Raw genomic sequence first — 26,275 nt, forward strand, 5'->3', positions numbered from 1 at the left:
AAGAAAGTTGCATGAACAGAAAAAATAGCTGCCGCGATGAATTTTCGCAAAAGGTGTGGGGAGCTTAACCGCCTGTGTTGTATCGAATGTTTATTCTCTGGGGCGTGCGGCGTCCTTGGCGGCGGCGAGGGTCCGGGGTGCGCAGGCGATCCTCCTGTGCTGGCGCCTCCACAGGGTCGATCGGGTTGGCCCTGGTCCACCAGCCCTCCAGGGGGGCCTCGGTGAATTCCACCCGGTGCACGAACTTGATGCTCTTGTAGGCCAGGTCGAAGGGGCTCACCACGCGGGCCGGGGCGCCGCGGGAAGTCTTGCCTTGCGTGCACAGCCCGGCTACTCTGGATGGCACAAACGCTCAATTCTTCGCGGAGGCCACGTTCATGCACATCGAATCGTTCAACCTGGGACCGCTTGAGACCAACTGCCACGTGCTCTCCCACCTGGGTCAGGCCGTGGTCGTGGACCCCGGCGGAGACCCGGCCCAGGTCCTTGATTATCTGAGCGCCGAGAAGCTCGCGCTGACGCACATCCTGGTCACGCACCTGCACTTCGACCATATCTATGGATGCGCCAGGCTCGCCCGCGCGACCAAGGCGCCCGTGCTCGCCCCGGAGGGCGACGCCGCGCTCATGCAGACCGAGCTTGGCAACGGCGGCCTGTACGGCTTTCCGAGGGTGGAGCCCTTCGAAAGCTCGCCCGCGCCCACTGGCCCGGCCACCTTCGCCGGGCTGGAATGCCTGTGCCTGCCCACGCCGGGGCATTCGCCCGGCAGCACGACCTACTACTTCCCCCAGGCTGGCGCGGCCTTTGTCGGCGACCTCATCTTCTACCGCTCCGTGGGCCGCACCGACTTCCCCGGCGGCAGTTCCGCCACGCTGAAGCAATCCGTGCAGGAAAAGATCTTCACCCTGCCGGGAGACACCGTGCTGTATTCCGGCCACGGCCTGGAAACCACCGTGGACTCCGAACGCACCCACAACCCGTTCTTCATGGACGACATGCTGTAAAATGTGAAAAATCCCAGGTAACGCGGTTGTTGCTATGTCTGCCAAGCTCAAGCCGACGTGGTGCCTTCAACTTGTAATGTACGAGGAAATAGTATGCGACTCATGCTTGTTGCTACTTCTCTGTGTTTCTTGCTGTTCTCTGGCTCCCTGGCCCTGGCTCAACAGCCCCAGGCAAGAAAGAGTGCGCCGATACTAAGTCAAGCTGAGAGGGACAGCATTTGCGCAAAGGCTAGAAAGCAGGCCCTGGCTAACAGAATGGGTGAACTAAGCGAGGAAACTTGTAAGCTACTGGTCGAGGAAGAAGAGATGACGAGGAGGAGGAAGGCGGGGGTGCCGGACAACGAACCCATTGGCATGGGCATGTCCCAGAAATATAAGTTTTAGGAGACCGTTGCGTTCAAGGCCGTGCGGGGTATGCCATGACGACCATCGATTTGCGCGACAAGTGTTGAGGGCTGGGCATGGAGGTCGGGTGGCACCTCCGTTTCAGCCGCGAGGACGAGCTCGTGTTTCTGGTGCGCGCCGGGCTTTTGCCCAATGTCGAGGACGCGGTGTTCGTGGCCGGTGACTGGCTGCTGAGCTGGGAGCCGGACCCCGGGGACCCGGACCACGCGGCCGCGCGGGTGACGCGCAAGGTTCCGCGCGGCGGATCGTAGCCGCCCGAATCCGGCCCAAGCCGCCGGTTCACGCGCAATGAAGCGCCGAGAACGCTGGAGGAGGACCCGCCATGCCTGAGCTGGACACGTCCGTGCTGATCCTTGAGTGCAGCCACAGGGCCGGCGGCAATTCCGACGCCGCGGCGGAGCTGGTGGCGCGCGGCGTGCGCGAGGCCGGCGGCTCGGCCCGGGTGGTGGCCGTGCGCGACTATTCGGTGCTGGCCTGCCTGGCCTGCCGGGCCTGCGCCAAGCACAAGGACTCTGCCTGCGTGCTGCGCAGGAAGGACCAGGCCGAGGAGCTGTTCGCGCTGCTGCTGGCAGCGCCCAGCGTGGTCTTCTGCTCGCCCGTCTATTTCTACGCGCTGCCGTCGTTGTGCAAGACCTGGATCGACCGCTCCCAGCGCTTCTGGGAGGCGAAACGAAAGGGCGACGCCTGGCTGCTCGCGTATCCGGAGCGCCAGGGCTTCGCCTGTCTGGTGGGCGGCCAGCCCATGGGGCAGAAGCTTTTCGAGGGCGCGCGCCTGACGCTCAAGTACTTCCTGGTGAATTTCGCCGTGGCCCTGGCCGAGCCGGTGGGGCTGCGCGGCAAGGACGAGCCCGGCGATCTCTTGGCCGACCCCCTGGCCGTGGACCGCGCCCTGGCCCTGGGGCGAGAGGCCTGGGCCGCCGCGCAGGGCGCGTTGAAATGATCCGCCGGGGACTGGAGCGCGTCTCCGCAACCCTGGCCGGACTGGCCGGACCCCTGCTGGCGCCTCTGCTGCTGGACGACGCCCGCTGCCCCGGTTGCGGAGGCGTGGCCCCGCGTCAGCCCAGGCAGGACGTGGGGCTGTGCGCGGATTGCCGCCAGGCCCTGGCCCCGCAGGAGGCGGCGGCCTGCTCCGGTTGCGGCCAGCCGCTTTGCACGGACGAGGCGGCACCGCAGGCGGCGGCGCCGCTCTGTCCGGCCTGCCAGGACTCTCCGCGCCCGTGGGGGCGCCTGGTGTGCTGGGGGGAATACGATGGCCGCCTGCGCGAGCTGGTCCTGGGCTACAAGTTCGAGGCGCGCCTCGGGCTCGGGCGCCAGTTGCAGGAATGCCTGGCAGCGGCTTTCGAGAGCGCCGCCGCGCGGCACCCGGAGCTGGCGGGGTGCGAGCTCGTGGTGCCGGTGCCGCTGCATCCGGCGCGGCTGTTGCGGCGCGGGTTCAACCAGAGCCGGGAGTTGGCGAGGCTTCTGGCGCGCCGCCGGGGTCTGCCCATCCGCCAGGAGGCGCTCTTGCGCGTGCGGCGCACCAAACCGCAGATGGAGCTCGACCGCTCCGCCCGGGCGGAGAACATCCGCGGGGCCTTTGCGGCCGATGCCGGGCTTTTGGCGGGCCGCACCGCGCTTTTGGTGGACGACATCATGACAACGGGCTCGACATTGGAAGAATGTTCGCGCATGATGCTTGCCGCCGGTGCGGCGCAGGTGCACGTGCTGGTTTTGTGCCGGGCTTGAGGCCAGTCTGCGGAGGCGAAAAATAATCGTCACGCGGCGCTTGACTTTTCCCGGCAGTTGAAGCTAAAAGACCCCCTCTTACGCGATGGAGGTATTCGCAATGTTCGCAATCATCGAGACCGGCGGTAAGCAGTACCGCGTGGAACAGGGACTCGAGTTCAAGGTGGAGCTGCTTCAGGCTGAGGCCGGCAGCGAATTGGCCCTGGACAAGGTTCTGCTGGTGTCCGCCAATGGCGACACCAAGATCGGCGCTCCCTACCTGGAAGGCGCCAAAGTGTCCTGTGAAGTCCTTGGCCATGGCCGCGGCGAGAAGATCTTCGTGTTCAAGAAGAAGCGCCGCAACGACTTCCACAAGAAGACCGGACACCGTCAGGACTACACCAGCCTGAAGGTCAAATCCATCCAGGCTTAAGCCCCCTGAAGGAGAACTGATATGGCTCACAAGAAAGCGGGCGGCAGCTCCAGAAACGGCCGCGACAGCGCCGGACAGCGCCGGGGCGTCAAGCGTTACGGTGGTCAGAAGGTCCTGGCCGGCAACATCCTCGTTCGCCAGGTTGGAACTTCCATTCACCCCGGCAAGAACGTCGGCCTTGGCAAGGACTTCACCCTGTTCGCCCTGGTGGACGGAGAGGTCAAGTACGAGAAGTACATGCGCAACAACAAGGTCAAGACCCGGGTGCACATTCTGCCCGTGAGCGCCTAGGCACAAGGCTCTAGCACCCAACTCTCTACAGATCCGAACGGCGGGCAGGAGCGGCAGCATGCGGCTCCTGCCCGTTTTTCTTCGGTTCAGGCGGTTAACCAGCCCATGCGATTCGTCGACGAAGCCAGCATCATCGTGCGCTCCGGCAAGGGCGGCAACGGCAGCGCCTCCCTCAAACGCGCCAAGAACCTGCCTAAGGGCGGACCCGACGGCGGCGACGGCGGCAAGGGCGGCGATGTCATCTTCCGCGCCAGCAACCGCCTTTTGACCCTGTACGACTTCCGCGTGCGCAGCATGTTCGAGGCCGAGAACGGCGTCAACGGCAAGGGCCAGGACAAATACGGCCGCAACGGCGAGGACCTCGTCATCGAGGTGCCTGTGGGCACCATGCTCTGGGACATGACCGAGGACGAGGACGAGCCCGTGCTCCTCGCCGACCTCGCGCGCGCCGACCAGGAGTTCGTCGTCTGCCCCGGCGGCATCGGCGGGCGCGGCAATCTGCACTTCAAGACCTCCACCAACCGCGCGCCCAAATACGCCGAGCCCGGCAAGCCCGCCACGGAGAAGCGGCTCATGCTGCGGCTCAAGGTGCTGGCCGACGCGGGCCTGCTGGGCCTGCCCAACGCGGGCAAGTCCACCTTTCTCTCCGCCGTGTCCGCGGCGCGGCCCAAGATCGCGGCCTATCCCTTCACCACCCTGGTGCCCAACCTGGGCGTGGTGGAGGACCAGAACTCGCGCCGCCTGGTCATCGCCGACATTCCCGGCCTCATCGAGGGCGCCAGCCAGGGAGCGGGCCTGGGCTACCAGTTTCTGAAGCACGTGGAGCGCACGCGCTTTCTCGTGCACATCCTCTCCGGCGAGGATGCCGACCCGGAGAACCCGGAGGCCGGCTACGCCATGCTGAACGAGGAGCTGCGCGCGTTCGACGCCGACCTCGCGGCCAAGCCGCAGATTCGCGTCATCAACAAGATCGACGTGCTGGACCCGGAGCGGCTGGCCGCCCTGCGCAAGAACGCGCCAGGCGACATCCTTTTCGTCTCGGCACTCACCGGCGAGGGCCTGGACAAGCTTTTGGCCGAGATGTGGGCGCGCTTCGACGCGCTGAGCCCGGCTGCGGAACTGAACGAGGACGGCTCCGAGATCGAGGCGCCCGACTGGGCGGGGGAGAGCTAGGGCATGAGCGGAAAGTCCGGACACCCTGACGCGGGCGCCATGCGTCGTGAGAACCTGGGCCGCGAGATCCTTGGCCGCGCGAAATGCGTGGTGGTCAAGGTGGGCAGCGCGGTGCTGACCTCTGATAAGGGCCTGGACACGAGCGTCGTGGGACGCCTGGTCGACCAGATCGCCGCGCTGCGCGACCGTGGCCTGGAGGTGGTGCTCGTGAGCTCCGGGGCCGTGGCCGCCGGACGCATGCGCATCCGCCAGAGCCTGTCGGACGCCTCCAAGATCGATTTCGCCGAGCTGCCCTCGCGCCAGGCCGCCTCAAGCATCGGCCAGAGCCGGTTGATGCACGCCTACGACGAGGCCTTCAGCCGCTACGGAAAGACCGTGGCCCAGATCCTGCTCACCCGCGAGGACCTGAAGAGCCGCGCGCGCTTCCGCAACGCCCGCAACACCCTCCGCAGGCTGCTGGACTGGGGCGTCATCCCCATCGTCAACGAGAACGACACCGTGGCCGTGGCCGAGCTCAAGTTCGGCGACAACGACACCCTGGCGAGCCTCATGGTGGACCTGGTGGGCGCGGACCTGTTCGTGAATCTGACCAGCGCAGACGGCGTGTTCGACAAGAACCCGGACAAGCATCCTGACGCGGCCTGCGTGCCCATGATCGAGGACATCGAGAGCCTGGACATCGAGGTCATGTGCGACGGCAAGACAAGCGTCGGCTCCGGGGGCATGTACTCCAAGCTCCGGGCCGCGCGGCGCGCCGCCCAGCTCGGCGTGCCCACGCTCATTGTCTCGGGCAAGAGCCAGCTCGCGCTGGAGCGGATTTTCGCCGGGGAGGCCCTGGGCACCCTGGTGCTGCCCTGTGGGCGGCTGGTGTCGCACCGCAAGTTCTGGGTGGCCTACCACGATGACCCCGTGGGCACCGTGAGCGTCGATGCCGGGGCCGCCAAGGCCCTGCGCGAGAACGGCAAAAGCCTCCTGCCCGCGGGCATCCGCAAGGTGGAGGGCGGCTTCGAGCGCGGCGCGCTGGTGCGCATCGTCGACCTGGAAGGCCGCCACGTGGGCGTGGGCCTGTCCAACTATTCCGGCGCGGAGCTGGCCCGCATCCAGGGGCTCAAGAGCGCGGAGCTGGCCGAAGTGCTGGGCTCGGCCCCGTACCCCGAGGCCGTGCACCGCGACAACCTTCTCCTCGACGCCGCGTTGTAGCCGGGGCCTGCCGCGAGGCGTGTCCTGCGCCCCCTGGCTTTGTCGCGCGCCTGTCCGGGGCCGTGGCTGTACCGCCAGAGTACTATCCCCGGCCCCGGACAACCCCGCTCCTCGCCAGGAAACGCAATCCATCGCCTGGCGGCAGGCCCCAACGCCTGGCGTTGTTTCGGTACTCCCTTCGCATCCCCAAGAAAGCCGAAAGGGCTGTCTCTGGTTCCTCCTGAGACAGCCCTTTCGGTGTACTGTGGGGTCCGGGGGCCTCAGGCCCCCGGCGGGGTGCCAGGGGCGGAGCCCCAGCCTCGCTGGCCTTAGTACATGGGGTACACGCCGCCCACGGCTGCGCGGATGTGCTGGGTGGTGTCCAGGCCCGGCAGCACGCGGTCGCGCACGTAGCGGGCGATGAGTTCGCAGCCCTTGGCGTTGGGGTGGCCGCTGCGGGAATCCTGGGGGAAGATTCTGCCGCCGACGAAGTGCCGCAGGTAGCCGGAAAGATCGAAGCAGGGCAGCTCCAGGTCCGCGCAGGAGGCGCGCAGCTCGGCGAGCATGGTGGCCTCGGTCACGCCCAGGGTTTCCAGGCTGTCGCGGTCGCGCACATCGGCCTCGTCCAGGCGCGTGGCCACGAGGTATTCGCGGGTGGGGATGAGCATGACGCCAAGCGAAAAGCCGTAGTTCAGCGACAGGTCGCGCAGGTGGCCCAGTACCTTGCGTGTGATCATGAGCCCGGCGGCGATGGCCGGGTGGGAGAGGTCCTGCACGGCGTTGCGGAAGTTCTCGGCGAGGTAGAAACGGCTGGCATCGATGACGCAGGGGTTCACGTCCTTTTCGCCACGCCGGCCCAGTTCGGCCAGAATCTCGTCCGGGCCAAGGTCCTGGCGCTCCGCCGAGAGCTGGGCGACGGCACGCTCCGCGCGGCCCTTCGCCGTGAGGTCGGCCAGGGGCAGGGCGGCCCAGCTGGGGTTCCAGAAACTTTTTGCCAGGGGCGAGGTGCTGGCCCGCGCGCACTGGAAGGCCTCGGCGATGTCGTTGCCCGTGTGCAGGCAGACGACGACACGGCGCGGCGACAGGCAGAGCAGCTCCTCCATGGCCAGGGCGTATTGCACGCTGCCCCAGCCTTCGACCCCGGCGTTGTAGACCGGCTGTCCGGTCTCCGCCTGCAGGCGGAAGGGCCAGCACTGGTCTGCGCGCACGCAGGTCCCGTAGGCCTGGGAGTCGCCGATGATGGTGAGTTCGGCCTGGGAGGGCACCTCGCGGTTGCGCATGCCCAGCATGTCGTGCTCGGGATGCTCCGGGTTGCCGCGCATGAGCATCACCGGGTCATGGATGCTGCGGGGAATGTCCAGGGGCGACTCGCCGCAGGCGGCCTTGCCCAGGTAGCCCTGGAGCAGTTCGAATTGACGGAGCGTGGTCGTAATCTGTGCGCGCATGAAAACCCCCCTGAGCATGTTCGTGGCGCGGGGTAATTTCTTCCCGCGCCACGAGTTGTGCAAGGGGTGTGCCGGGGGCTAGCCGATTGGGCTGGGCGATATGGAATGCCGACAGGATCGGCGTCAAGTGGCTAGATGGATTCGAGAAAGGCGTCCAGGCAGGTCGGGCAGAAGTGGCTGCCGCGCCCTTTCTTGATGATCGCCAACGCCTGCTGCTTGCCCATGCCTTGGCGGTATGGCCGGTCGCTCGTCAGGGCGTCGTAGGCGTCGGCCAGGGCCAGCACGCGCGCCAGGAAGGGGATCTGCTCCCCCGTAAGGCCGCGCGGATAGCCGCTGCCGTCGTACTTCTCGTGGTGGGCATGGATGATGGTCGCCACCTCAAACAGGCTTGGAATGGGCTCCAGGATCCTTGCGCCGATGCCGGGGTGGGTCTTGATGATGTTGAATTCATCCTCGGTGAGCTTGCCCGGCTTCTGCAAAACGCTGTCAGGGATGCCGACCTTGCCGATGTCGTGCAGGCGCCCCGCGATGTGCGCCGTTTCCACCATGGTCGCACCGCAGGCCATGTGCCGGGCTATTCTGGTTGCGGTCTCGGCAACGCTGTCGGAGTGGCTGCGGGTGTAGGCGTCGCGTGCGTCCAGCGCCTGGGCCAGGCTCATGATGCTCGACAGGAGCATCACCTTTTCCTGGTTCGCCATCTCCTGCTGGGCGCTGATCAAGAGGTTCGTGTAGTCAAGAATCCTCTCGACCAGGATGATCATCTGGTCCGCCTTGAAGGGCTTGCTCAGGAAGGCCGAGACGCGCAGCTCGCGCATGATCTTGACGTTCTCTTCGGTGTCCTGGGTGCTCATGACCAGGAACGGAAGGGTGGCGTATTCCGGCTCTTCGAGCATCTTGGCGCGGAAGGCCTTGCCGTTCAAAACGGGCATGTCTATGTCTGAGATGACCATGTCCACATGGCGCTTGGCAAGAACCTTCAGCGCCTCGCGGCCATTCTCCGCGCAGTGCACGGTGTACCCGGCCTTGCCCAGGTTCTCTTCCATGAAGGTGCGGATGGCCCTGGAATCATCCACCACCAGGATGTGTGGAGGGTGGGGCTCTTGGACTGTCGCCTGCGCGGCGAAAGATTTGGCGGCAGCGTTCTTTGCCATAGACTATTCATGACCTCTCTTTCTGCATGCTGGGGGGGGCGCCTTCTTGGCAAAAGGCGCCGACATGAGCGGGAGAGCGAGCAACAGTCCTGGTCATCGGCCGGCCAGGAGGTGTAAATAGAAGAATATTCCATAGCCATTAATCACGACTGAACGCAAGCAGTTGTTTGAATTCAGACCATTCTCCGAGGTATTTGTCGGAAAGAAGTGTCCTCATGGGCTATGGGCTTGCGGCTGTCGAAAACTTTCCCTGGGCGAGGCTGCGAAAAAACTTCTAAACCCACTCTAGAAAAAATTGTGATTTTACTCGCCACAGGATTACTCAGTCTTGTGGAAAACAATTTATATTCATTTAGAATCACCTGTAGATCGGCGTAATCGTCAAATTTACAGAATTGTACCTCATGCTGCTTTCTGGCGCCCTGTACAGAAGTTGGCCGTTGGTGTATGTTCAGATCCAAGGCTCCGGGTTGTTTCGGAGCCCTTGTGCCGGGCCGCTTTGGCCTGGCGGGATTGTTTTGGCATCGGAGCTGCTGTCGACGTGAACCCGGAAAACGCCTGGCGACACCTGCGGGGGCTGACCCCCTTGAGCCTCTGCGACTGGCCCGGGCGGCCGTGCTGCGTGGTCTTCCTGGGCGGCTGCAACCTGCGCTGCCCCACCTGCCACAACGCCGCGCTCGCCTGGGACATGGAGAGCCAGCCCCAGTTGCCGCAGGCCCGCCTGAAAGCCTTCCTCTCCAGCCGCGCGCGCTGGCTGTCCGGGGTAACCGTCAGCGGCGGCGAGCCCACCAACGTCCCCGGCATCGGCATGATCCTGCACGAAATTTCCGCCTCCGGGCTGCCCATCAAGCTCGACACCAACGCCATGCGCCCCGACGTGGTGGAGGCCCTGCTGACCGAGGGCCTGGTGGAGTTCTTTTCCGTGGATGTCAAAGGCCCCTTCGACCAGTACCCGGCCCTCACCGGCGGCGCGGTGACCGAAGAGGACGCGCGCAGAAACCTCTCGCGCATCTTCGCCCTGGCCGAAGCCCGGCCCGAGGCCTTCGCCTTCCGCACCACGCTGGTGCCCCAGCTTTCCGACCGTGACCTGACCACCGTGCGCGGCATGCTGCCCGCCGGGTTCACCCTTGCCACCCAGGACTACAAGACCCCAAGGAGGCCGCATGCCCTCGCAGATTCTGAAGCGCGACGGACGACTGGAAACATGGTCCAATGACCGCATCGCCCAGGCCATCTTCAAGGCCCTCTCCGCCAGCGGCATAAAGGACCCGCTTCTTGGACGCCGCCTGGCGCTGAAGGTCGAGGCCAAGCTCAAGGATGTGGACATCCCCGAGCAGGAGCACGTGCAGGACATGGTGGAGCTGGTGCTCATGGAGATGCGCCAGTTCGCGGTGGCGCGCAAATACATCCTGTACCGCGAGAAGCGCAGGGCGCTCAGGAATCAGCGCGAGGCCTTCCTCGACATCACCGAGACCATCGACGAGTACCTGGCCAAGAGCGACTGGCGCGTGAGCGAGAACGCCAACATGAGCCACAGCTTCCAGGGGCTCATGCTGCACCTTTCCGGCACGGTGCAGGCGCGCTACGCCCTGGAGAAATATCCGGAGGAGGTGCGCCTGGCCCACGAGCACGGCTACTTCCACATCCACGACCTGTCCTTCGGCCTGGCCGGGTACTGCGCGGGCTGGAGCCTGCGCGACCTGCTGCTCGAGGGCTTCAACCTGGAGGGCCGCTCCTGCGCCGGTCCGGCCCGGCACTTCGACTCCGCCCTGGGGCAGATGGTGAACTTCCTGGGCACGCTGCAAAACGAGTGGGCGGGCGCCCAGGCCTTCAACAACGTGGACACCTACCTCGCGCCCTTCATCCGCCACGACGGCCTGAACTACAAGAAGGTGCGCCAGGCGGTGCAGAAGTTCGTGTTCAACGTCAACACCACCAGCCGCTGGGGCGGGCAGAGCCCCTTCACCAACCTGACCTTCGACCTGACCCCGCCCAAGCACATCGCCGGGGAGGCCATCATCATCGGCGGCGAGCTTCAGGACTCCACCTACGGCGAGTATGCGGCGGAAATGGAGATGTTCAATCGGGCGTTTCTGGAGGTCATGCTGGACGGCGACTACGCCGGGCAGATTTTCTCGTTCCCCATCCCCACCTACAACGTCACCGAGGACTTCCCCTGGGAGTCCGAGATCGGCGAGCTGCTCTTGAAGCTCACGGCCAAGTACGGCGCGCCCTATTTCCAGAACTTCATCAACTCCGACCTGCAGCCCGAGGACGTGCGCAGCATGTGCTGCCGCCTGAAGATGGACCTGCGCGAGCTGCGCAACAAGGTGGGCGGGCTGTTCGGCGCTGGCGACCTCACCGGCTCCATCGGCGTTGTCACGCTGAACCTGCCCAAGCTGGCGTATCTCTCCCAGGGCGAGGACGAGTTCCTGGGCCTGGTGGAGGAGTACGCGACCCTGGCCAAGGACTGCCTGGAGTTCAAGCGCAAACTCATCTCCGACAACCTTGAGCGCGGCATGTTCCCGTGGACCAAGCGCTACCTGAAGAACGGCTTCCGGGGGCACTTCTCCACCATCGGCCTGCTCGGCGGGCACGAGGCCTGCCTGAACCTCATCGGCAAGGGCATCGAGACCGAGAACGGCATGCGCCTGATGCGCCGCACCCTGAACCGCCTGCGCGACATCACCAGCCGCTTCCAGGAGGAGACGGGCACCCTGTACAACCTGGAGGCCACCCCGGCCGAGGGCACCAGCTACCGCCTGGCGAAGATCGACAAGAACCTTTACTCGGACATCATCACCAGCGGCAACGGCACGCCGTACTACACCAACTCCACCTGCCTGCCCGTGGGCCACTCGGAGGACGTGGTGGCCTGCCTGGAGCACCAGGACCAGCTGCAGCCGCTGTACACCGGCGGCACGGTGTTCCACACCTTCCTGGGCGAGTCCGTGGCCGACCTGGCGAGCCTGCGCGAGTTCATCGTGCGGAGCTTCCGCAACACCAAGCTGCCGTTCCTGTCCATCACGCCGACGTTCTCGGTGTGCAAGGGCCACGGCTACATCCACGGCGAGCACGAGGCCTGCCCCACCTGCGGCGAGGAGACCGAGGTCTACACGCGCATCGTGGGCTACTACCGGCCCGTGTCGCGCTGGAACAAGGGCAAGCAGGCCGAGTACGTGGACCGCAAGGTGTACGCGGGGGTGTGCGGCTGCGACCACTAGCCGCAGGCGTTTGCTGACCACGAAACCACCGCCGGGGCGTGCTGCTCCGGCGGTTCTGTTTTGCGGGGTAGGGCGGGGGAAGCGCTGGTGTATTTCGCCCGCCACGTTGACAGGACGCCCGAAGCGTGGAATCGTTGGCGCATCTGCAAATATGTGGTTGCGGGTGCGCCTGACCCAGCGCCCTGCGCCTCCAGACGGTGGGGTGCCTGCATGCACATGGCGCGCGTTCTCGCAATCCTCCTGGCGTTGTCCGCCTGCCTCGGCTGCACCCGCGAGCCGGAGCCGCTCAAGATCGGCGCGGTGCTCTCCATCACCGGCCCTGCCGCCTACCTGGGCGAGCCGGAAAAAAACACCCTGCTCATGCTCCAAGAGGAGGCCAACGCCAGGGGCGGGGTGGGCGGCCACAAGGTCGAGCTGGTCATCTACGACGACGGCTCCGACGTGAGCAGCGCCATCCAGTCCGCCACCCGCCTCATCGAGGAGGACCGCGTGGCCGTGGTCATCGGCCCCAGCACCTCCGGCAACACCCTGGCAGTGCGCCAGCTCTTCGCCCCGGCCAGGATTCCGCTGGTGTCGTGCGCGGCCTCGGAGCGGATCGTCAAGCCAGTGGACCCGTGGGTGTTCAGCACCCCGCAGCTGGACCGCGCCGCTGTGACAAAGATTCTCGCCGACGCCCGGCGCAAGGGCTACGCCAAGCTGGCCAGCATCTCCTCCGCGGACGGCTTCGGCCAGTCCGGACGCGCCGTGCTGCAGGAGCTGGTGCGCGCCCAGGAGCTGGCCCTGGTGGCGGACGAAGTCTACGGCCCCAGCGATACTGACGTGTCCGTGCAGCTCGGCAGGATCAGGGACGCCGCGCCCGACGCCCTCATCTGCTGGGGCATCGGCCCCGGTCCGGTGACCGTGGCCCGAACCCGGGCGCAGATGGGGCTCGCCATCCCGCTCTACATGAGCCACGGCGTGGCCTCCCCGAAGTTCATCGAGCAGGCGGGGGAGAGCGCCGAGGGCGTCATGCTCCCCGCGGGGCGGCTGGCTGTGGTGGACCAGGTGCCGTCCGGGCACCCCCAGAAGGCCCTGCTTGCCGCGTACTCCCAGCGCTATGCGCAGAAGTACGGCACGCCCCCCACCACCTTCGGCGGCTACGCCTTTGACGCGTTCATGCTCGTGGCCACGGCGGTGCAGGCGGGCAAGTCGGTCAAACCCCAGGACATCCGCGACAATCTGGAGCGCACCAAGGGCCTTGCCGGGACCTCGGGCATCTTCACCATGAGCACCGCCGACCACAACGGCCTGGACGAGGGCGCGTTCCTGCTGGTGGCCGTTGCCGGGGGCCAGTGGAAGGTGCTCGACTGACCCGCCGGGCCAGCAGGCGTGGCGCGGCGGCGCTTAAAACGCTTGCAACACATTGACAGCAGAAGCGAAATGTGGAACTGAGCATTTACTCACGGGGAGACGTGTGGCCCCCTGCGAGTGAGTGCTCATTCCTTCACCAACCATCATACGAGGCATTCCCATGAAAATGGCGCGCGCTGTTGTGATCGCTTTGGCCCTGATGACCTTCCTCGGCTGCTCCAAGGAGTCCGACTCCCTCAAGATCGGCGCGGTGCTTTCCGTCACCGGCCCGGCGTCGTTTTTGGGCGAGCCCGAGAAGAACACCCTGCTTCTGCTCCAGGACGAGATCAACGCCAAGGGCGGCGTGGAAGGCCGCAAGGTCCAGGTCATTGTCTATGACGACGAGTCCGACGTGAACAAGTGCGTCATGGCCGCCAAGAAGCTCATCGAGCAGGACAAGGTGGCCGTGGTTCTCGGCCCCAGCATCTCCGGCAACACGCTCGCCATCTCCAAGTTCTTCGCCCCGGCCAAGATTCCGCTGGTTTCCTGCTCCGCGGCCGAGAAGATCGTCAAGCCCGTGGACCCGTGGGTCTTCAACACCCCGCAGCTGGACCGCCACGCCGTGGGCAAGATCCTGGCCGACGCCAAGAAGAAGGGCTTCGCCAAGATCGCCATCCTCACCGTGTCCGACGGCTACGGCCAGGCCGGACGCGCCGTGCTGCAGGAGCTCGTCCCGGCCCAGGGCCTGACCCTGGTGGCCGACGAGGTCTTCGGTCCCAAGGACACCGACATGTCCGCCCAGCTCACCAAGATCAAGGGTTCCGCGCCGGACGCCATCATCTGCTGGGGCACCAACCCCGGCCCGGCCGTGGTGGCCCGCAACCGCGCCCAGCTGGGCATCACCACGCCGCTGTACATGAGCCACGGCGTGGCCTCCAAGAAGTTCATCGAGCTTGCTGGCGAAAGCGCCGAAGGCATCATCCTGCCCGCTGGCCGCCTGGTGGCCGTGAGCCAGGTGCCCGACGGACACCCGCAGAAGGCCCTGTTGACCAAGTACGTGGACGACTACACCAAGAAGTACGGCACCCCGCCTTCCACCTTCGGCGGCCACGCCTACGACGCCTTCGCCCTGGTCATCGAGGCGGTGAAGCTCGGCAAGTCCATCAAGTCCGAGGACATCCGCGCCAACCTGGAGAAGATCACGAACATGCCGGGAACCGCGGGCGTGTACACCATGACCCCGGAGAACCACAACGGCCTGAACGAGGACGCCTTCCTCATGGTCGTCATCGAGAAGGGCGACTGGAAGGTCGTCGACTAGCCTGACGGGATGAAAATACTGGCGCGGGCTTGCGGGTGAAAAGGGCCGCGCATTGACAGCCCGCGCCAAGTGTGGATATGAGCACTTACTTTTGGCCACTGCGTAGTGACTGGGGTAATTGCTCATTCACTTTTCAACATCCGGTGAGGCTTTCTCATGAAAATGGCTCGCGCTGCCGCAATAGTTCTGGCCCTGCTCACTTTCCTCGGCTGCTCCAAGGAGTCCGACACCCTGAAGGTCGGCGCGGTGCTTTCCGTCACCGGCCCGGCGTCGTTTTTGGGCGAGCCCGAGAAAAACACCCTGCTCATGCTGCAGGATGAGATCAACGCCGCCGGTGGCGTTGACGGCCGCAAGCTCGAGGTCATCATCTACGACGACGAGACCGACGTGAACAAGTGCGTCATGGCCGCCAAGAAGCTCATCGAAAAGGACAAGGTCGTGGCGGTCTTCGGCCCCAGCACCTCGGGCAACACGCTGGCCATCACCAAGTTCTTCGCCCCGGCCAAGATTCCCCTGATCTCCTGCGCCGCGGCCGAGAAGATCGTCAAGCCCGTGGACCCGTGGGTGTTCAACACGCCGTCGCTCGACCGCCATGCCGCGGGCAAGATCCTGGCCGACGCCAAGAAGAAGGGCTACACCAAGCTCGCCATCCTCACCGTGTCCGACGGCTTCGGCCAGGCCGGCCGCGCCGTGCTGCAGGAGCTCATCCCGGCCCAGGGCCTGACCCTGCTGGCCGACGAGGTCTACGGCCCCAAGGACACGGACATGTCCGCCCAGCTCACCAAGATCAAGGCCCTGGCGCCCGACGCCATCATCTGCTGGGGCACCAACCCCGGCCCGGCCGTGGTGGCCCGCAACCGCACCCAGCTGGGCATCACCACGCCGCTGTACATGAGCCACGGCGTGGCCTCCAAGAAGTTCATCGAGCTGGCGGGCGAGAGCGCCGAGGGCCTCGTGCTGCCCGCGGGCCGCCTGCTGGCGGCGGACCAGGTGCCCGACGGACACCCCCAGAAGGCTTTGCTGACCAAGTACGTGGCCGACTACACCAAGAGGTTCGGCGCGGCCCCGGCCACCTTCGGCGGCCACACCTATGACGCGCTGCAACTGCTCATCACGGCGGTGAAGGCCGGTAAGTCCATCAAGCCCCAGGACATCCGCGACAATCTGGAGAAGATCAAGGGCATGCCCGGAGCTGGCGGCGTCTATACCATGAGCCCGGAGAACCACAACGGCCTTGACGAGAGCGCCTTCTTTATGGTGACCATCGAGAAGGGCGAGTGGAAGGTCGTCGACTAGCCTGAACGAAAAAACGTGCAACACGGTCGACGGGCCTGATGGGTTCGTCGACCGTCTTGTGTTTGGAAACGCATGGATCTGCCGAGCCTGCTGCAATACCTCATCACCGGGTTGACCGTGGGCGCCACCTACGGCCTTACGGCGCTGGGGTTCACCATCATCTTCAACACCACCGGCATCATCAACTTCGCCCAGGGCGAGTTCGTGATGCTCGGCGGCATGATGAGCGTGTTCTTCATGCGCGCCCTCGGCCTGCCGGAGCCCTTGGCCATCGTCATGGCCGTGGCCGGGACCACGCTCCTGGGCGCCGTGGTGGAGCGCCTGGCCATCCGCCCCGTGCGCGACGCCTCGCCCATCAACCTCATCATCATCACCATCGGAGTCTCCATCCTCATCCGTGGCGCGGCCATGCTGCTCTGGGGCAAGGACACCTTCGCCCTGCCCGCGTTCACCGGCAGCGAGCCGGTGTCGTTCTTCGGCGCGGCGCTGATGCCCCAGACCCTGTGGGTGCTGGCCATCAGCCTGCTGATCCTGGCCGGGCTCAAGACGTTCTTCTCGCGCTCCATCCACGGCAAGGCCATGCTGGCCTGCTCCTACGACCCCAAGGCCGCGGCCCTGGTGGGCATCGGCGTGGACCGCATGATCCTGCTCTCGTTCATGATTTCCGCCCTGGTGGGGGCCATCGGCGGGGCCATCCTGGCGCCCATCACCCTGACCTCCTTTGACGTGGGCGTGATGCTGGGCTTGAAGGGCTTCGCCGCCTGCATCCTGGGCGGCCTGGGCAATCCCTTTGGCGCGGCGGCCGGCGGGCTTGTCCTTGGCGTGCTGGAGTCCCTGGGCGCCGGGCTCATCTCCTCGGCCTACAAGGACGCCATCGCCTTCGTGATTCTCTTGGTCCTCTTGTTCGTGCGGCCCACCGGGCTGTTCGGGCAAAAGGACGGGAAGCGGGTGTGAGCGTGGGATACCGTCGCGACATGCGCTGGCTGTGCGGCCTCTTGGCGGTGCTTGTGGTTCTGCCGCCGCTTCTTGGCAACAACTACTACCTGACCGTGCTGACCATGTGCTGCCTGAACGCCATGATCGCCGTGGGCCTGAACCTGCTGGTGGGCCACGCCGGTCAGATTTCGCTCGGCCACGCCGGGTTCTACGGCTTGGCGGCCTACACCACCTCCACGCTCGCCACCCGGTTCGGCGTGCCCGTGGGGCTGTCCATGCTCTCGGGCGTGGGGCTGACCTCCGGCGTTGCGGCGCTGATCGGCCTGCCCGCGCTCAAGCTCAAGGGCCACTACCTGGCCATGGCCACTCTGGGCTTCGGCGTCATCCTCTCCATCCTGTTCAACGAGACCGTTGAGCTGACCGGCGGGCCGTCCGGCTTCACGGACATCCCGCGCCTGTCGCTGTTCGGCGTGGAGTTCACAAGCGACCTGTCGGTGTACTACCTCATCGTCGCCGTCCTGGGCGGGGTGATCTGGCTGGCCTTCAACATCCTGCACTCGCGCGTGGGCCGCGCGCTGCGCGCCCTGCACACCTCCGAGAAGGCGGCCCAGGCCATGGGCATCGACATCGCCCGGTACAAGCTGTTCATCTTCGTGGTGTCGGCGGCCTTCGCGGGCCTGGCCGGGGTGCTCTACGCCCACTACCTGACCTTCATCGCCCCGGCGTCCTTCGGCTTTTTGTTCTCGGTGCAGCTCATCGTCATGGTGGTGCTGGGCGGCATGACGAGCATCCCCGGCACCATCACCGGCGCGTTCTTCCTCACCCTGCTGCCGGAATTCTTGCGGGCGTTCGAGAACATCGAGATTCTGCTCTTCGGCGGCATATTGGTGCTGTGCATGATGTTCCTGCCCGACGGCCTGGCAGGCGGCTCCCGCCGTCTGAGCCGCCTGCTGTGGCGGAAGATGGTCGTGCGCGCCTCAAAGGATGACGACGCCGAGGCGGGGGAGGGCGGCAATGGCTGAACCGCTGCTGCTCTGCCAGGATGTCGGGGTGCGCTTCGGCGGCCTGCAGGCGCTCTCGGGCGTTGAATTCAAGGCCGCCCCGGGCGAGATCACGGCCATCATCGGCCCCAACGGCGCGGGAAAGACCACGCTCCTGAACGCCATCTCCGGCATGGTGCAGGCCCAGCGAGGCACCTTCCGCCTCGGGGCCGACGACATCACCCGCGCCCAGGCGCATGAGCGCAGCCGCCTGGGGCTGGTGCGCACCTTCCAGAACCTGGAAATTTTCTCCAACATGACGGTGCTTGAGAACGTCATGACCGGCTGCCACAGCCGCTTCCGCGTGCCGGCCTGGTCCAGCCTGCTGCGCACGCGCCATTCTAGGGCCCAGGAAAAGGCCATCCTGAACGCCGCCCTTGAGGTGCTCGACTTCGTGGGGCTGTTTGAGCTGGCCAAGTACCGCGCGAGCGATCTGCCCTTTGGCAAGCAGCGCCTGCTGGAGCTGGCCCGGGCGCTGGCCTCCGGCCCGCGCCTGCTGCTGCTCGACGAGCCCGCCGCCGGGCTCAACATGTCCGAGACCCAGGTGCTGGCCGACCTGATCCTGCGCGTGCGCGAGCATTTCCGCCTGGGCATCGTGCTGGTGGAGCACGACATGGACCTGGTCATGCGCATCAGCGACCAGGTCATGGTGCTCTGCTTCGGCCAGGTCATCAGCTGCGGTACCCCGGCCCAGGTCCAGCGGGACCCGCACGTCATCAGCGCCTATCTGGGCGACGACGAGGATTAGGACCTGTTTCGAAAAGCGTCTTTTGCCCCCTGGACGTCGTCACGAGTCGATTCGGCGCCAGGGCTGTACCGCAGGAGTACTATCCCTGGCCCCAAAGCGCCTCTTTCCTCGCCAGGGAGACAAGATCCATCTTTTGGAAACAGGCCCTGAAGTAGAGAACGACATGAATGCGCCACTGCTCGAAATAGCCAACCTGGACGTCTTCTACGGGAAGATCCACGCCCTGCGCGACGTGAGCCTGAACGTGCGGCCCGGCGAGATCGTCTCGCTCATCGGCGGCAACGGCGCGGGCAAGACCACGCTCTTGTGCACCATCTCCGGGCTCATCCGGCCCAGCGCCGGGGCGATCGCCTTCGCCGGAGAGAACATCGTCCGCCGCGCGCCGGAGCGCATCGTGCAGGACGGCTGCTCCCACGTGCCCGAAGGGCGCCTGGTGTTCAGCCCGCTGTCCGTGGCCGACAACCTGCGCCTGGGGGCCTATGGCCGCCGTGGAGCCGGTGGACGGGCCGAAGTCCGCGAGCAGGCGGCGGAGGACCTGGAGCGCATGTACGAGATGTTCCCGGTGCTGCGCGAGCGCAAGAGGCAGGCGGCGGGCACCCTGTCCGGCGGGGAGCAGCAGATGCTCGCCATCGGCCGCGCGCTCATGGCCCGGCCCCGGCTGCTGCTGCTGGACGAACCCGGCATGGGTCTGGCCCCGCTGGTGACGCGTGAAATCTTCCGCCTCATCGTGACCCTGCGCGACAGCCTGGGCCTCACCGTGCTCCTGGTGGAGCAGAACGCCCGGCGCGCGCTCAAGATCGCCGACAGGGGCTACGTGCTGGAGACGGGCCGCGTGACCCTGGAAGGACCAAGCCACGAACTGCTCGCCAACCCCGACGTGCAGCACGCCTACCTCGGCCACGACATCAACGGCTAGCCTCCGATTTCCCCCCGCTTCCAAAACGCCGTACGCCCTTCATCCGGGCTGCGCTGGTCCCCCGCTATTTGCCGAAGGGGCACTTGGGATACACGCAGGTGCGGCAGTTCAGGCAGAAGCCGCCCTCGGCCATCTGGGCCAGGTCGCGCCGGGTGAGCTCCACCCCCGCCAGCACGCTCGGCAGCAGGATGTCCAGGCTGGTGGCCTTGTGGAACAGGGCGCAGGCGGGCACGCCCATGACCGTGGCCGCGCCTGCCGGAGAGGTGATGCGGCCCAGCAGGGTCATGGCGCCGGGCAGCAGCGGCGCGCCGTAGAGCATGTCCGTCAGCCCCGCCGCCACCAGCCCCTTGCGGGTCACGTCGTCGGGATCGACGGAAAGCCCCGCGGTGGTGACGATGAGGTCCGCGCCCTGGGCCAGCAGCCCGGCCACGGCCGCTGCGATCTGCTCTGCGTCGTCGGGCACGATGGTCTCGGCCACCACGCGTGAGCCCAAGCGCTCCACTTTCTCACGGATAATGGGCGCGAACTTGTCCTCGATGAGCCCCTGGAAGACTTCGCTGCCCGTCACCAGCACGCCCACCTGGGCGGGCCTGAGCGGGATGACCCGGAACAGCGGCCCGGCGGCCAGCACGGCCTGGGCCTTGCGGAAGTTCTCAGCCGACAGGTAGAGCGGGATGGCGCGCGCCCCGGCCAGGCCCTTGCCTTCCTCCACCAGCACGCCGAGGTGGCGGCAGGCGCACATGACGTCCGGCACGAGGTTAAAGGCTTCCAGGCGCTCCTTGTCGATGTCGAGCACGCCGGTGACGCTCGCGCGGAAGTTGATCTTGCCCTCGCGCGGGGTCTCGTCGAAGGCCACGTTTTCGCCCGCCATGAGCCTGGCGAAGGCCAGGGCCGCGTCGTTCTCGTGCACAAAGCCGTCGGGCGAGTCCTGCTCCAGGTACACGTGGGCGCGGCCCATCTGCTGCAAACGACAGACGTCGCCGCCGGTGAGGGTCTGCCCGGCCTCGAACTCGACGCCTTTTGATTCGCCGGGCACGATGCGCGTCATGTCGTGCAGGGCGCGGTGTCCCACGGCCTCGGCCACGGGCACGGCTGTAAGGCTCGGGCCATAGTCTTCCTCGGCCACGGGCGCGCACAGGTAGGGGGCCTCGCCCTGGCAGCCCCGGCAGATGGCGCCGTCCGGCGCGGGATAAGGCTCGGTGCAGATGGGGCACAGGGCCACGCGGCCCATGCCCTTGTGCTTGCGCGAGCGGTCGTTCATCTGGATGGGCGCGATGGAGCAGATGCTCTCGCCCGCGGCCTCGATCTCCGCGAACAGGCGGTCGGTGTCCTGGTCGGCCTTTTTCTTGAGCTTCAGGAACCAGGAACTGATCTCGGGGTAGGCGGCCATCTTGTCCACGTCGATCCAGACGCGAAAGCCCGCGCCGGTGTGCTTGTCGTACAGGGCCACGGCGTAGCGGCCCAGGTTCAGCACGCGCACCCAGCCGTTGCCGATGGTGCAGGGGGTCAGGATCTGCACGGCGTCGGGCAGGCATTTGGGCGTCTCCACCACGGCCTCGAACAGCGTTCCCTCGGGCAGGCCACGGCGCGCCAGTTCCACCATGTACCCGCCGATGAGCAGTCCCGGGGCCGGATAGCCGTGGAAGGCCGCGGCCTTGTCCTTGAATTCCTGAAAGCTGTATGGGCCGATGTTCATGAACGCCTCGCTCGGTGCAGCATGGTGCGGGTGGTGCGGTGACAGGCTTCTTCAGTTCGACGGCTGTGGCCGATGTGCGGACGTCGTGGACTACCCGGCTTTCAGGAAATCCCGGCGCCGCACGGCGGAAATTTCGACTAGGACGCCGCCATAGCCCTTGCAGGCCACACCGGCATCCAGGCATTGGACCTGACGCATGAAGTGGAAGCCGCCTGGCGGCAGGCCTGCGCAGAAGCGCTCGTTGATCAGCGCCACGGGCAGGGCCAACTGGCTCACGAGGTACACGCACAATCGCGCCGGGCAGCGCTTGGCGATGAAGTTGCCCGCAGCGTCCAGGACGAAGCGGTCGCCGGGGGCATAGCCGGAGTTGCAGTTGGCGGCCCGCAGCACTTCGGCCACAATGAGGTATTCGACGCTTGCAGCACCAAGGGCTTCTGCAAACCGCATCCTTGGTTCGTCTTCCGCGAGCATGTTCGACTCGTCCTTGGAGTAGCCAAGGTGAGCGGAGAATTGTTGAAGAATCTCTTCTCGTCCCATCAAATACTCCCCATCGTATGAGTGCTGTGCGAAATAATCTCCGCAGGTTGCCTAGCGCGCACCGCGCGGCGCAGATGTGGTTGCCAAATACCTGTCTGGCCCGGTCCTGCGTTGCAAGCATGAAACAATAGCGCGTCTGGGAGCGCAGGGTCAACCCAGTCGTGGGGCAGGCCATTAGGCCGGTCATCAGGCCGGGCAGGGTCAATCCGCCGCGCCAGCGCCGACGCAAGGCGGCACGGACGCTCGCAAAGAAGGGGCGCGAGGAAGGACTTGTCCCCGGCCCGCCTGATGCGCTACAAGCCCGGCTGGGGCTGGCGTCCTGCCCGGCCCCGAGAATCTTCGCTGGAGGCAAACCCATGTCCTTGAACAAACTTTCCGCCGTGTTCCTGGCCCTGTGTCTGGCGGTCCTGTGCGCACTGCCCGTGGAGGCCGAGGCCGCCAAGGTCCGCGCCGCCTTCGTGCTGCTGGAAGGCATCGGCGACCAGGGCTGGACCACGGCCCATTACGACGGCATCGAGCACCTGAAGAAGCAGCTGGGCGACAAGGTGGAGGTGTCCTACACCGAGAACGTGCTCTCCGCCGCGGACGCCGAGCGCGTCATCCGCAACTACGCGCGCCAGGGCTATGACGTGATCTTCGGCACCACCTTCACCTACATGGAGGCCATGTACAAGGTGGCGGGAGAGTTTCCCAAGGTCAAGTTCATGCACTGCTCCGGCTTCAAGACCCGGCCCAACATGGGCACCTACATGGTGCGCGTGGAGCAGGGCGAGTACCTGGCGGGCTACATGGCCGGGCTCATGGGCTTCAAGAACGTGGGCACCGTGGCCACCCAGCCCATCCCCGAGGTGGTGCGCGGCATCGACGCCTTCACCCTGGGCCTGGTGCGCGGCCTCACCGAGTCCAAGGCCAAGTTCGACGCCGACAAGGTCAACACCGTGGTCTGGCTCAAGTCCTGGCGCGACGCGGTGAACGAGACCGCCCTGGCCGAGGTGCTGGCCGCCAAGAAGCATGACCTGATCCGCCAGATGGCCGACACCGCCGACTCCTCCAAGGCCGCCTGCCTGAAGGGCGTGCCCGCCATCGGCTACGGCACCGACGCCGCCAAGTACGGCGCGGCCTGCGCGCTGACCTCCACCACCTTCCAGTGGGGGCCGGTGTATGTCGACATCATGAAGAAGATCATCGCCGGGACCTGGAAGAACGACCAGGTGTTCGTCGGCTTCGAGGCCGGCGGCGTTGGCTTGGCCCCCTTCGGCAAGGCCGTGCCCAAGGCCGTCGCGGCAAAAGTGCTGGCGCTCAAGGCCAAGATGGAGAAGGGCGAGGACATGAGCTTCAGCGGACCCATCGTCGACCAGGCCGGGACCGAGCGCGTGAAGAAGGGCGAGAAGGCCCCGGACAAGGAGCTTCTGTCCATGCGCTGGTTCGTCCGTGGCGTGTCCGGCAAGCTGCCGGAATAGGCCCGCGTCCCGTCGCGACCGCCGAATGAAACGGGGGACCGGGGCGACCCGGTCCCTCCGCCGTTTTTCAAGGCCGAAACCATGCGCCACGACACGATCCCACCCCTTTTGTCCTGCCGGGGCCTGACGAAGCGATTCATCGGGCCGGAGGGCGTGGTGCTGGCCAACGACAGCGTGGACCTGGACCTCCACGCCGGGAGCATCCACGCGCTGCTGGGCGAGAACGGCGCGGGCAAGAGCACGCTCATGTCCATGCTCTCGGGCTGGCACCGGCCCGACGCGGGCACGCTCGCGATCTCCGGAGCGGAGCTGGCGCTGCGCTCCCCGGCGGCGGCCATGCGCGCGGGCATCGGCATGGTGCACCAGCGCTTCTCCCTGGTGGAGGCCCTGACCGGGGCCGAGAACCTGGCCCTGGCCGCTGGCGGCGCGCCGGACCCCAAGGCGGCCTCCGAACTGGCCGAGCGCTTCGGCCTGGCCCTGGACCCCCGCAGGCGCGTGGCCGAGCTGTCCATGGGCGAGCGCCAGCGCCTGGAGATCCTGAAGCTTCTGTCGCGCGACGCGCGCATCCTGATCCTTGACGAGCCCACCAGCGTGCTGGCCCCGGCAGAGATCAGCGGGCTCATCGGCACCCTGCGCCGCCTGGCCGACGAGGGCCGGGCCGTGGTGCTCATCACCCACAAGCTCTCCGAGGTCGCGGGCGCTGCGGACGAGGTCTCTGTGCTGCGCCGGGGCCGCATGGTGGCGCGCAACCTGCCGCGCGAGGCGGGCAGCCCCGCCGGCTGGGACATGGCGCGGCTCTCCGGTCTCATGGTCGGGCAGGAGCTGGCCGAAGACGCGCCCAGGCCAGCGCGGACGCGCGGCGAGACGGTGCTCTCCGTGCGCGGGCTGACGGCCAAGGCCGCGCCGGGGCAGCTCCCGGCCTTTGCGGACGTGGATTTCGAGGTGGCCCGCGGCGAGGTGCTGGCCATCGTCGGCGTGGCGGGAAATGGCCAGGAGGCGCTGGCCGCCACCCTGGGCGGCATGGAGCGCCCTGGGCGGGGAAGCGCCCAGGTGCTGGGCCGGGACATCGGCACCCGCACGGGCGGCTTTCGCACAGGGCGCGATCTGGTGGCCTACGTGCCCGAGGACCGCCACGGCGCGGCCACGGTGCCGGGGTTGAGCCTGGCCGAGAACCTGCTGCTCTCCACCACCGCCGCGCGCGGGGCGCTGTTCTCCAGCCGGGCCGGAAGAAACGCCGCCGAGGCCGCCATCCAGGCCCTGAACGTCACCGCCTCCGGCCCCGGCGCCCTGGCCCGGGAGCTCTCCGGCGGCAACCTGCAGAAGTTCATCCTGGCGCGGGAGCTGGCCAAGGGCGCGCCCCTGCTCCTTGTGGAGCAGCCCACCCAGGGGCTGGACGTGCTGGCCGTGTCCGAGGTCCACGAGGCCATCCGGCGGGCCGCCGAGTCCGCCGCCGTGCTGCTCGTCACCGGGGACCCGGCGGAAGCCTTGGCCCTGGCCGAGCGCGTGGCCGTGATCTACCGGGGGCGCATCCTCGGCGTGGTGGACGCGGCCGAGCGTGGCGCCTTCGATCGCGTGGGGCGGCTCATGGCCGGGCTGGACACGGCGCCCGAGATGGTCGCGACGGTGGCGGAGGGCGCGCCATGACATCCGTGCGGCTGAAGCTGGAACCCCGGCAGACCACCCCGCCGGTGCGGGCGCTGGTCTCGCTCTGCACGGCGCTGGGCCTGGCCTGGGGGCTGGGCTCGCTGGTCTTCGCCCTTTCCGGCGCGGACCCGGCGCTGGCCTGGCGCGCCATGTGGCAGGGGGCGCTTGGCAGCGGCTACAGCGTCAGCGAAATCCTGGTCAAGGCAGCGCCCCTGACCCTGACCGGCCTGGCCGTGGCCCTGTGCTGCCGCCTGAATCTCTGGAACATCGGCGCGGAGGGGCAGTTCGTGTGCGGCGCGCTGGCCGCGTGCTGGGTGGGCCTGTTCCCGCCGCCGGTGGTGTCGCAGTCTCTGCCGCCGCACCTGCTGCCGTGGCTGGCGCTCCTTGCCGGCATGGCCGGGGGCGCGGCCTGGGCGTTTGTTCCGGCCCTGCTCAAGGCGCGGCTGGGCGTCAGCGAGATTCTGTCCACGCTGCTGCTCAACTACGTGGCCGTGCTGTTCATGGAGCATCTGTACTACGGCCCCTGGCGCGACCCGGCGGGCATGGGCTTTCCCGGCACGGCGGAACTGGCCGAGGCCTTCTGGCTGCCCACCTTCGCCGAGACGCGGGTGCACGCCGGGTTGGCGCTGGCCCTGGTCCTGGCGGGACTTTTGTGGTGGCTGCTGGCGCGCACGCGCTGGGGCTTCCGGGCGCGGGTGCTGGGCCTGAGCCCCAAGGCCGCGGCCTACGCCGGGTTCCGGGCCGCGCGCATCACCGTGACGGCAATGTGCCTGTCCGGTGCGCTGGCCGGGCTGGCCGGGGCCGGGGAGCTGCTCGGCGTGCAGCACCGCATCCAGGACGGCCTGGCCTCGGGCTTCGGCTTCGCGGGCATCATCGTGGCCTTCCTGGCCCGGCTGAACCTGCTGGCAGTGCCTTTCGCGGCGCTGTTCCTCGGCGCGCTGCTGGTGGGCGCGGACCAGTTGCAGACCGAGCTGCGCCTGCCCGGCGCCACCGTGCTGGCCCTGGAAGCGGCGCTCCTGTTTGGCGCGCTGCTGGGCGAATTTTTGGCCGCCAACCGTCTGCGGCTTGTGCGCCGGGAGGAGGCCAGCCATGCCGGTTGAGGCAGCGAACATGCTGTGGGGCGTGGACCTGGGCAACCTCGGGCTCTTGGCGCAGATAGCGGTGAAGTCCGCCACGGCGGTGCTGCTGGCGGCTTACGGCGAGATCGTGGCCGAGCGTTCCGGGGTGCTCAACCTGGGGCTGGAGGGGCTGCTGCTGCTCGGGGCGCTGGCGGGCTTCGCCGCCGGGGCCGCCACGGGCTCGGGGCGCCGAATCGGGCCGCCTGAAAGCAGCGCCTGGGGGTT

General features: G+C 67.0%; 26 protein-coding genes and 1 pseudogene. 22 read left to right on the top strand and 5 right to left on the bottom strand.

Annotated elements, in window-relative coordinates; translation table 11 throughout:
* Positions 1 to 64: 64 nt before the first annotated feature.
* A complete protein-coding gene (locus RDU24_RS04945) occupies positions 65 to 346 on the bottom strand; it encodes a hypothetical protein (RefSeq protein WP_308734627.1) in 282 nt (93 codons plus the stop codon).
* Positions 347 to 377: 31 nt separating this feature from the next.
* Here RDU24_RS04945 and RDU24_RS04950 point away from each other — a divergent pair, with 31 nt between their 5' ends.
* The 9 genes from RDU24_RS04950 to proB all read left to right on the top strand — a co-directional run bounded on the left by RDU24_RS04950 (position 378) and on the right by proB (position 6,210).
* On the top strand, positions 378 to 1,004 hold the full coding sequence (locus tag RDU24_RS04950; RefSeq protein WP_308734629.1) for an MBL fold metallo-hydrolase: 627 nt from the start codon (positions 378 to 380) through the stop codon (positions 1,002 to 1,004).
* A 93-nt stretch (positions 1,005 to 1,097) separates the two neighbouring features.
* Positions 1,098 to 1,388, top strand: coding sequence for a hypothetical protein (locus RDU24_RS04955; RefSeq protein ID WP_308734630.1), 291 nt, complete (start codon positions 1,098 to 1,100; stop codon positions 1,386 to 1,388).
* Between the two features lie 77 nt (positions 1,389 to 1,465).
* Positions 1,466 to 1,660 (top strand): hypothetical protein, encoded by a 195-nt coding sequence (locus tag RDU24_RS04960; RefSeq protein WP_308734631.1) that lies wholly within the window; start codon positions 1,466 to 1,468, stop codon positions 1,658 to 1,660.
* Between the two features lie 71 nt (positions 1,661 to 1,731).
* Entirely contained in the window at positions 1,732 to 2,349 is a 618-nt protein-coding gene (locus RDU24_RS04965) for a flavodoxin family protein (RefSeq protein ID WP_308734632.1), read from the top strand.
* Positions 2,346 to 3,134, top strand: a complete 789-nt coding sequence (locus RDU24_RS04970; protein WP_308734633.1) for a ComF family protein — start codon at positions 2,346 to 2,348, stop codon at positions 3,132 to 3,134. Before RDU24_RS04965 ends, RDU24_RS04970 begins: the two co-directional genes overlap by 4 nt.
* A 100-nt stretch (positions 3,135 to 3,234) precedes the next feature.
* The gene (gene rplU / locus RDU24_RS04975) at positions 3,235 to 3,546 is read left to right on the top strand and encodes a 50S ribosomal protein L21 (RefSeq protein ID WP_308734634.1); all 312 of its coding nucleotides are present in this window, start codon (positions 3,235 to 3,237) and stop codon (positions 3,544 to 3,546) included.
* Positions 3,547 to 3,567: 21 nt separating this feature from the next.
* Positions 3,568 to 3,837, top strand: a complete 270-nt coding sequence (rpmA, locus tag RDU24_RS04980; RefSeq protein WP_308734635.1) for a 50S ribosomal protein L27 — start codon at positions 3,568 to 3,570, stop codon at positions 3,835 to 3,837.
* A 105-nt stretch (positions 3,838 to 3,942) separates the two neighbouring features.
* On the top strand, positions 3,943 to 5,010 hold the full coding sequence (gene obgE / locus RDU24_RS04985; RefSeq protein WP_308734636.1) for a GTPase ObgE: 1,068 nt from the start codon (positions 3,943 to 3,945) through the stop codon (positions 5,008 to 5,010).
* A 3-nt stretch (positions 5,011 to 5,013) separates the two neighbouring features.
* Positions 5,014 to 6,210: a glutamate 5-kinase gene (gene proB, locus RDU24_RS04990; RefSeq protein WP_374989741.1), complete on the top strand. Its 1,197-nt coding sequence runs from the start codon at positions 5,014 to 5,016 to the stop codon at positions 6,208 to 6,210.
* Positions 6,211 to 6,518: 308 nt separating this feature from the next.
* Here proB and RDU24_RS04995 read toward each other — a convergent pair whose 3' ends face one another.
* Together RDU24_RS04995 and RDU24_RS05000 are read right to left on the bottom strand one after the other, a co-directional pair.
* Positions 6,519 to 7,634, bottom strand: a complete 1,116-nt coding sequence (locus tag RDU24_RS04995) for a hypothetical protein (RefSeq protein WP_308734637.1) — start codon at positions 7,632 to 7,634, stop codon at positions 6,519 to 6,521.
* 131 nt (positions 7,635 to 7,765) lie between these two features.
* On the bottom strand, positions 7,766 to 8,785 hold the full coding sequence (locus RDU24_RS05000) for an HD domain-containing phosphohydrolase (protein WP_308734638.1): 1,020 nt from the start codon (positions 8,783 to 8,785) through the stop codon (positions 7,766 to 7,768).
* Positions 8,786 to 9,326: 541 nt separating this feature from the next.
* On the opposite strand from RDU24_RS05000, the gene RDU24_RS05005 reads away from it, so the two are divergent.
* The 9 genes from RDU24_RS05005 to RDU24_RS05045 all read left to right on the top strand — a co-directional run bounded on the left by RDU24_RS05005 (position 9,327) and on the right by RDU24_RS05045 (position 19,595).
* Positions 9,327 to 10,001 (top strand): anaerobic ribonucleoside-triphosphate reductase activating protein, encoded by a 675-nt coding sequence (locus tag RDU24_RS05005; RefSeq protein ID WP_308734639.1) that lies wholly within the window; start codon positions 9,327 to 9,329, stop codon positions 9,999 to 10,001.
* Positions 9,949 to 12,009 (top strand): ribonucleoside triphosphate reductase, encoded by a 2,061-nt coding sequence (locus RDU24_RS05010; RefSeq protein ID WP_308734640.1) that lies wholly within the window; start codon positions 9,949 to 9,951, stop codon positions 12,007 to 12,009. The genes RDU24_RS05005 and RDU24_RS05010 overlap by 53 nt, the downstream gene beginning before the upstream one ends.
* 216 nt (positions 12,010 to 12,225) lie before the next feature.
* Positions 12,226 to 13,359 (top strand): ABC transporter substrate-binding protein, encoded by a 1,134-nt coding sequence (locus RDU24_RS05015; RefSeq protein ID WP_308734641.1) that lies wholly within the window; start codon positions 12,226 to 12,228, stop codon positions 13,357 to 13,359.
* A 160-nt stretch (positions 13,360 to 13,519) separates the two neighbouring features.
* Complete coding sequence (locus RDU24_RS05020; RefSeq protein WP_308734642.1) at positions 13,520 to 14,659, top strand: ABC transporter substrate-binding protein; 1,140 nt, start codon at positions 13,520 to 13,522, stop codon at positions 14,657 to 14,659.
* A gap of 156 nt (positions 14,660 to 14,815) precedes the next feature.
* Positions 14,816 to 15,955 (top strand): ABC transporter substrate-binding protein, encoded by a 1,140-nt coding sequence (locus tag RDU24_RS05025; protein WP_374989742.1) that lies wholly within the window; start codon positions 14,816 to 14,818, stop codon positions 15,953 to 15,955.
* Between the two features lie 72 nt (positions 15,956 to 16,027).
* Positions 16,028 to 16,909, top strand: coding sequence for a branched-chain amino acid ABC transporter permease (locus RDU24_RS05030; protein ID WP_308734643.1), 882 nt, complete (start codon positions 16,028 to 16,030; stop codon positions 16,907 to 16,909).
* Positions 16,906 to 17,913 (top strand): branched-chain amino acid ABC transporter permease, encoded by a 1,008-nt coding sequence (locus tag RDU24_RS05035; protein WP_308734644.1) that lies wholly within the window; start codon positions 16,906 to 16,908, stop codon positions 17,911 to 17,913. The genes RDU24_RS05030 and RDU24_RS05035 overlap by 4 nt, the downstream gene beginning before the upstream one ends.
* Positions 17,906 to 18,679, top strand: a complete 774-nt coding sequence (locus RDU24_RS05040; RefSeq protein ID WP_308734645.1) for an ABC transporter ATP-binding protein — start codon at positions 17,906 to 17,908, stop codon at positions 18,677 to 18,679. Before RDU24_RS05035 ends, RDU24_RS05040 begins: the two co-directional genes overlap by 8 nt.
* Positions 18,680 to 18,854: 175 nt before the next feature.
* Positions 18,855 to 19,595 (top strand): ABC transporter ATP-binding protein, encoded by a 741-nt coding sequence (locus RDU24_RS05045; protein ID WP_308734657.1) that lies wholly within the window; start codon positions 18,855 to 18,857, stop codon positions 19,593 to 19,595.
* Between the two features lie 64 nt (positions 19,596 to 19,659).
* On the opposite strand, the gene RDU24_RS05050 is transcribed toward RDU24_RS05045, so the two are convergent.
* Positions 19,660 to 21,291 carry an FmdE family protein gene (locus tag RDU24_RS05050; protein ID WP_308734646.1) on the bottom strand — a complete coding sequence of 544 codons (1,632 nt, stop codon included), beginning with the start codon at positions 21,289 to 21,291 and terminating at the stop codon, positions 19,660 to 19,662.
* Positions 21,292 to 21,381: 90 nt separating this feature from the next.
* Positions 21,382 to 21,828, bottom strand: coding sequence for a hypothetical protein (locus RDU24_RS05055; protein WP_308734647.1), 447 nt, complete (start codon positions 21,826 to 21,828; stop codon positions 21,382 to 21,384).
* A gap of 356 nt (positions 21,829 to 22,184) precedes the next feature.
* On the opposite strand from RDU24_RS05055, the gene RDU24_RS05060 reads away from it, so the two are divergent.
* From RDU24_RS05060 to RDU24_RS05075, 4 genes and pseudogenes are all read left to right on the top strand, one after another.
* Positions 22,185 to 23,288: a BMP family ABC transporter substrate-binding protein gene (locus tag RDU24_RS05060; RefSeq protein WP_308734648.1), complete on the top strand. Its 1,104-nt coding sequence runs from the start codon at positions 22,185 to 22,187 to the stop codon at positions 23,286 to 23,288.
* 81 nt (positions 23,289 to 23,369) lie between these two features.
* Positions 23,370 to 24,932: an ABC transporter ATP-binding protein gene (locus RDU24_RS05065; RefSeq protein ID WP_308734649.1), complete on the top strand. Its 1,563-nt coding sequence runs from the start codon at positions 23,370 to 23,372 to the stop codon at positions 24,930 to 24,932.
* A complete protein-coding gene (locus RDU24_RS05070) occupies positions 24,929 to 26,032 on the top strand; it encodes an ABC transporter permease (protein ID WP_308734650.1) in 1,104 nt (367 codons plus the stop codon). Before RDU24_RS05065 ends, RDU24_RS05070 begins: the two co-directional genes overlap by 4 nt.
* Positions 26,022 to 26,275 (top strand): annotated as a pseudogene (locus RDU24_RS05075) (hypothetical protein); the annotation flags it as partial. The gene RDU24_RS05070 and the pseudogene RDU24_RS05075, both read left to right, overlap by 11 nt.

The sequence above is a fragment of the Humidesulfovibrio sp. genome (assembly GCF_031082295.1).
In the GTDB taxonomy this organism is placed as follows: Bacteria; Desulfobacterota; Desulfovibrionia; order Desulfovibrionales; family Desulfovibrionaceae; genus Humidesulfovibrio.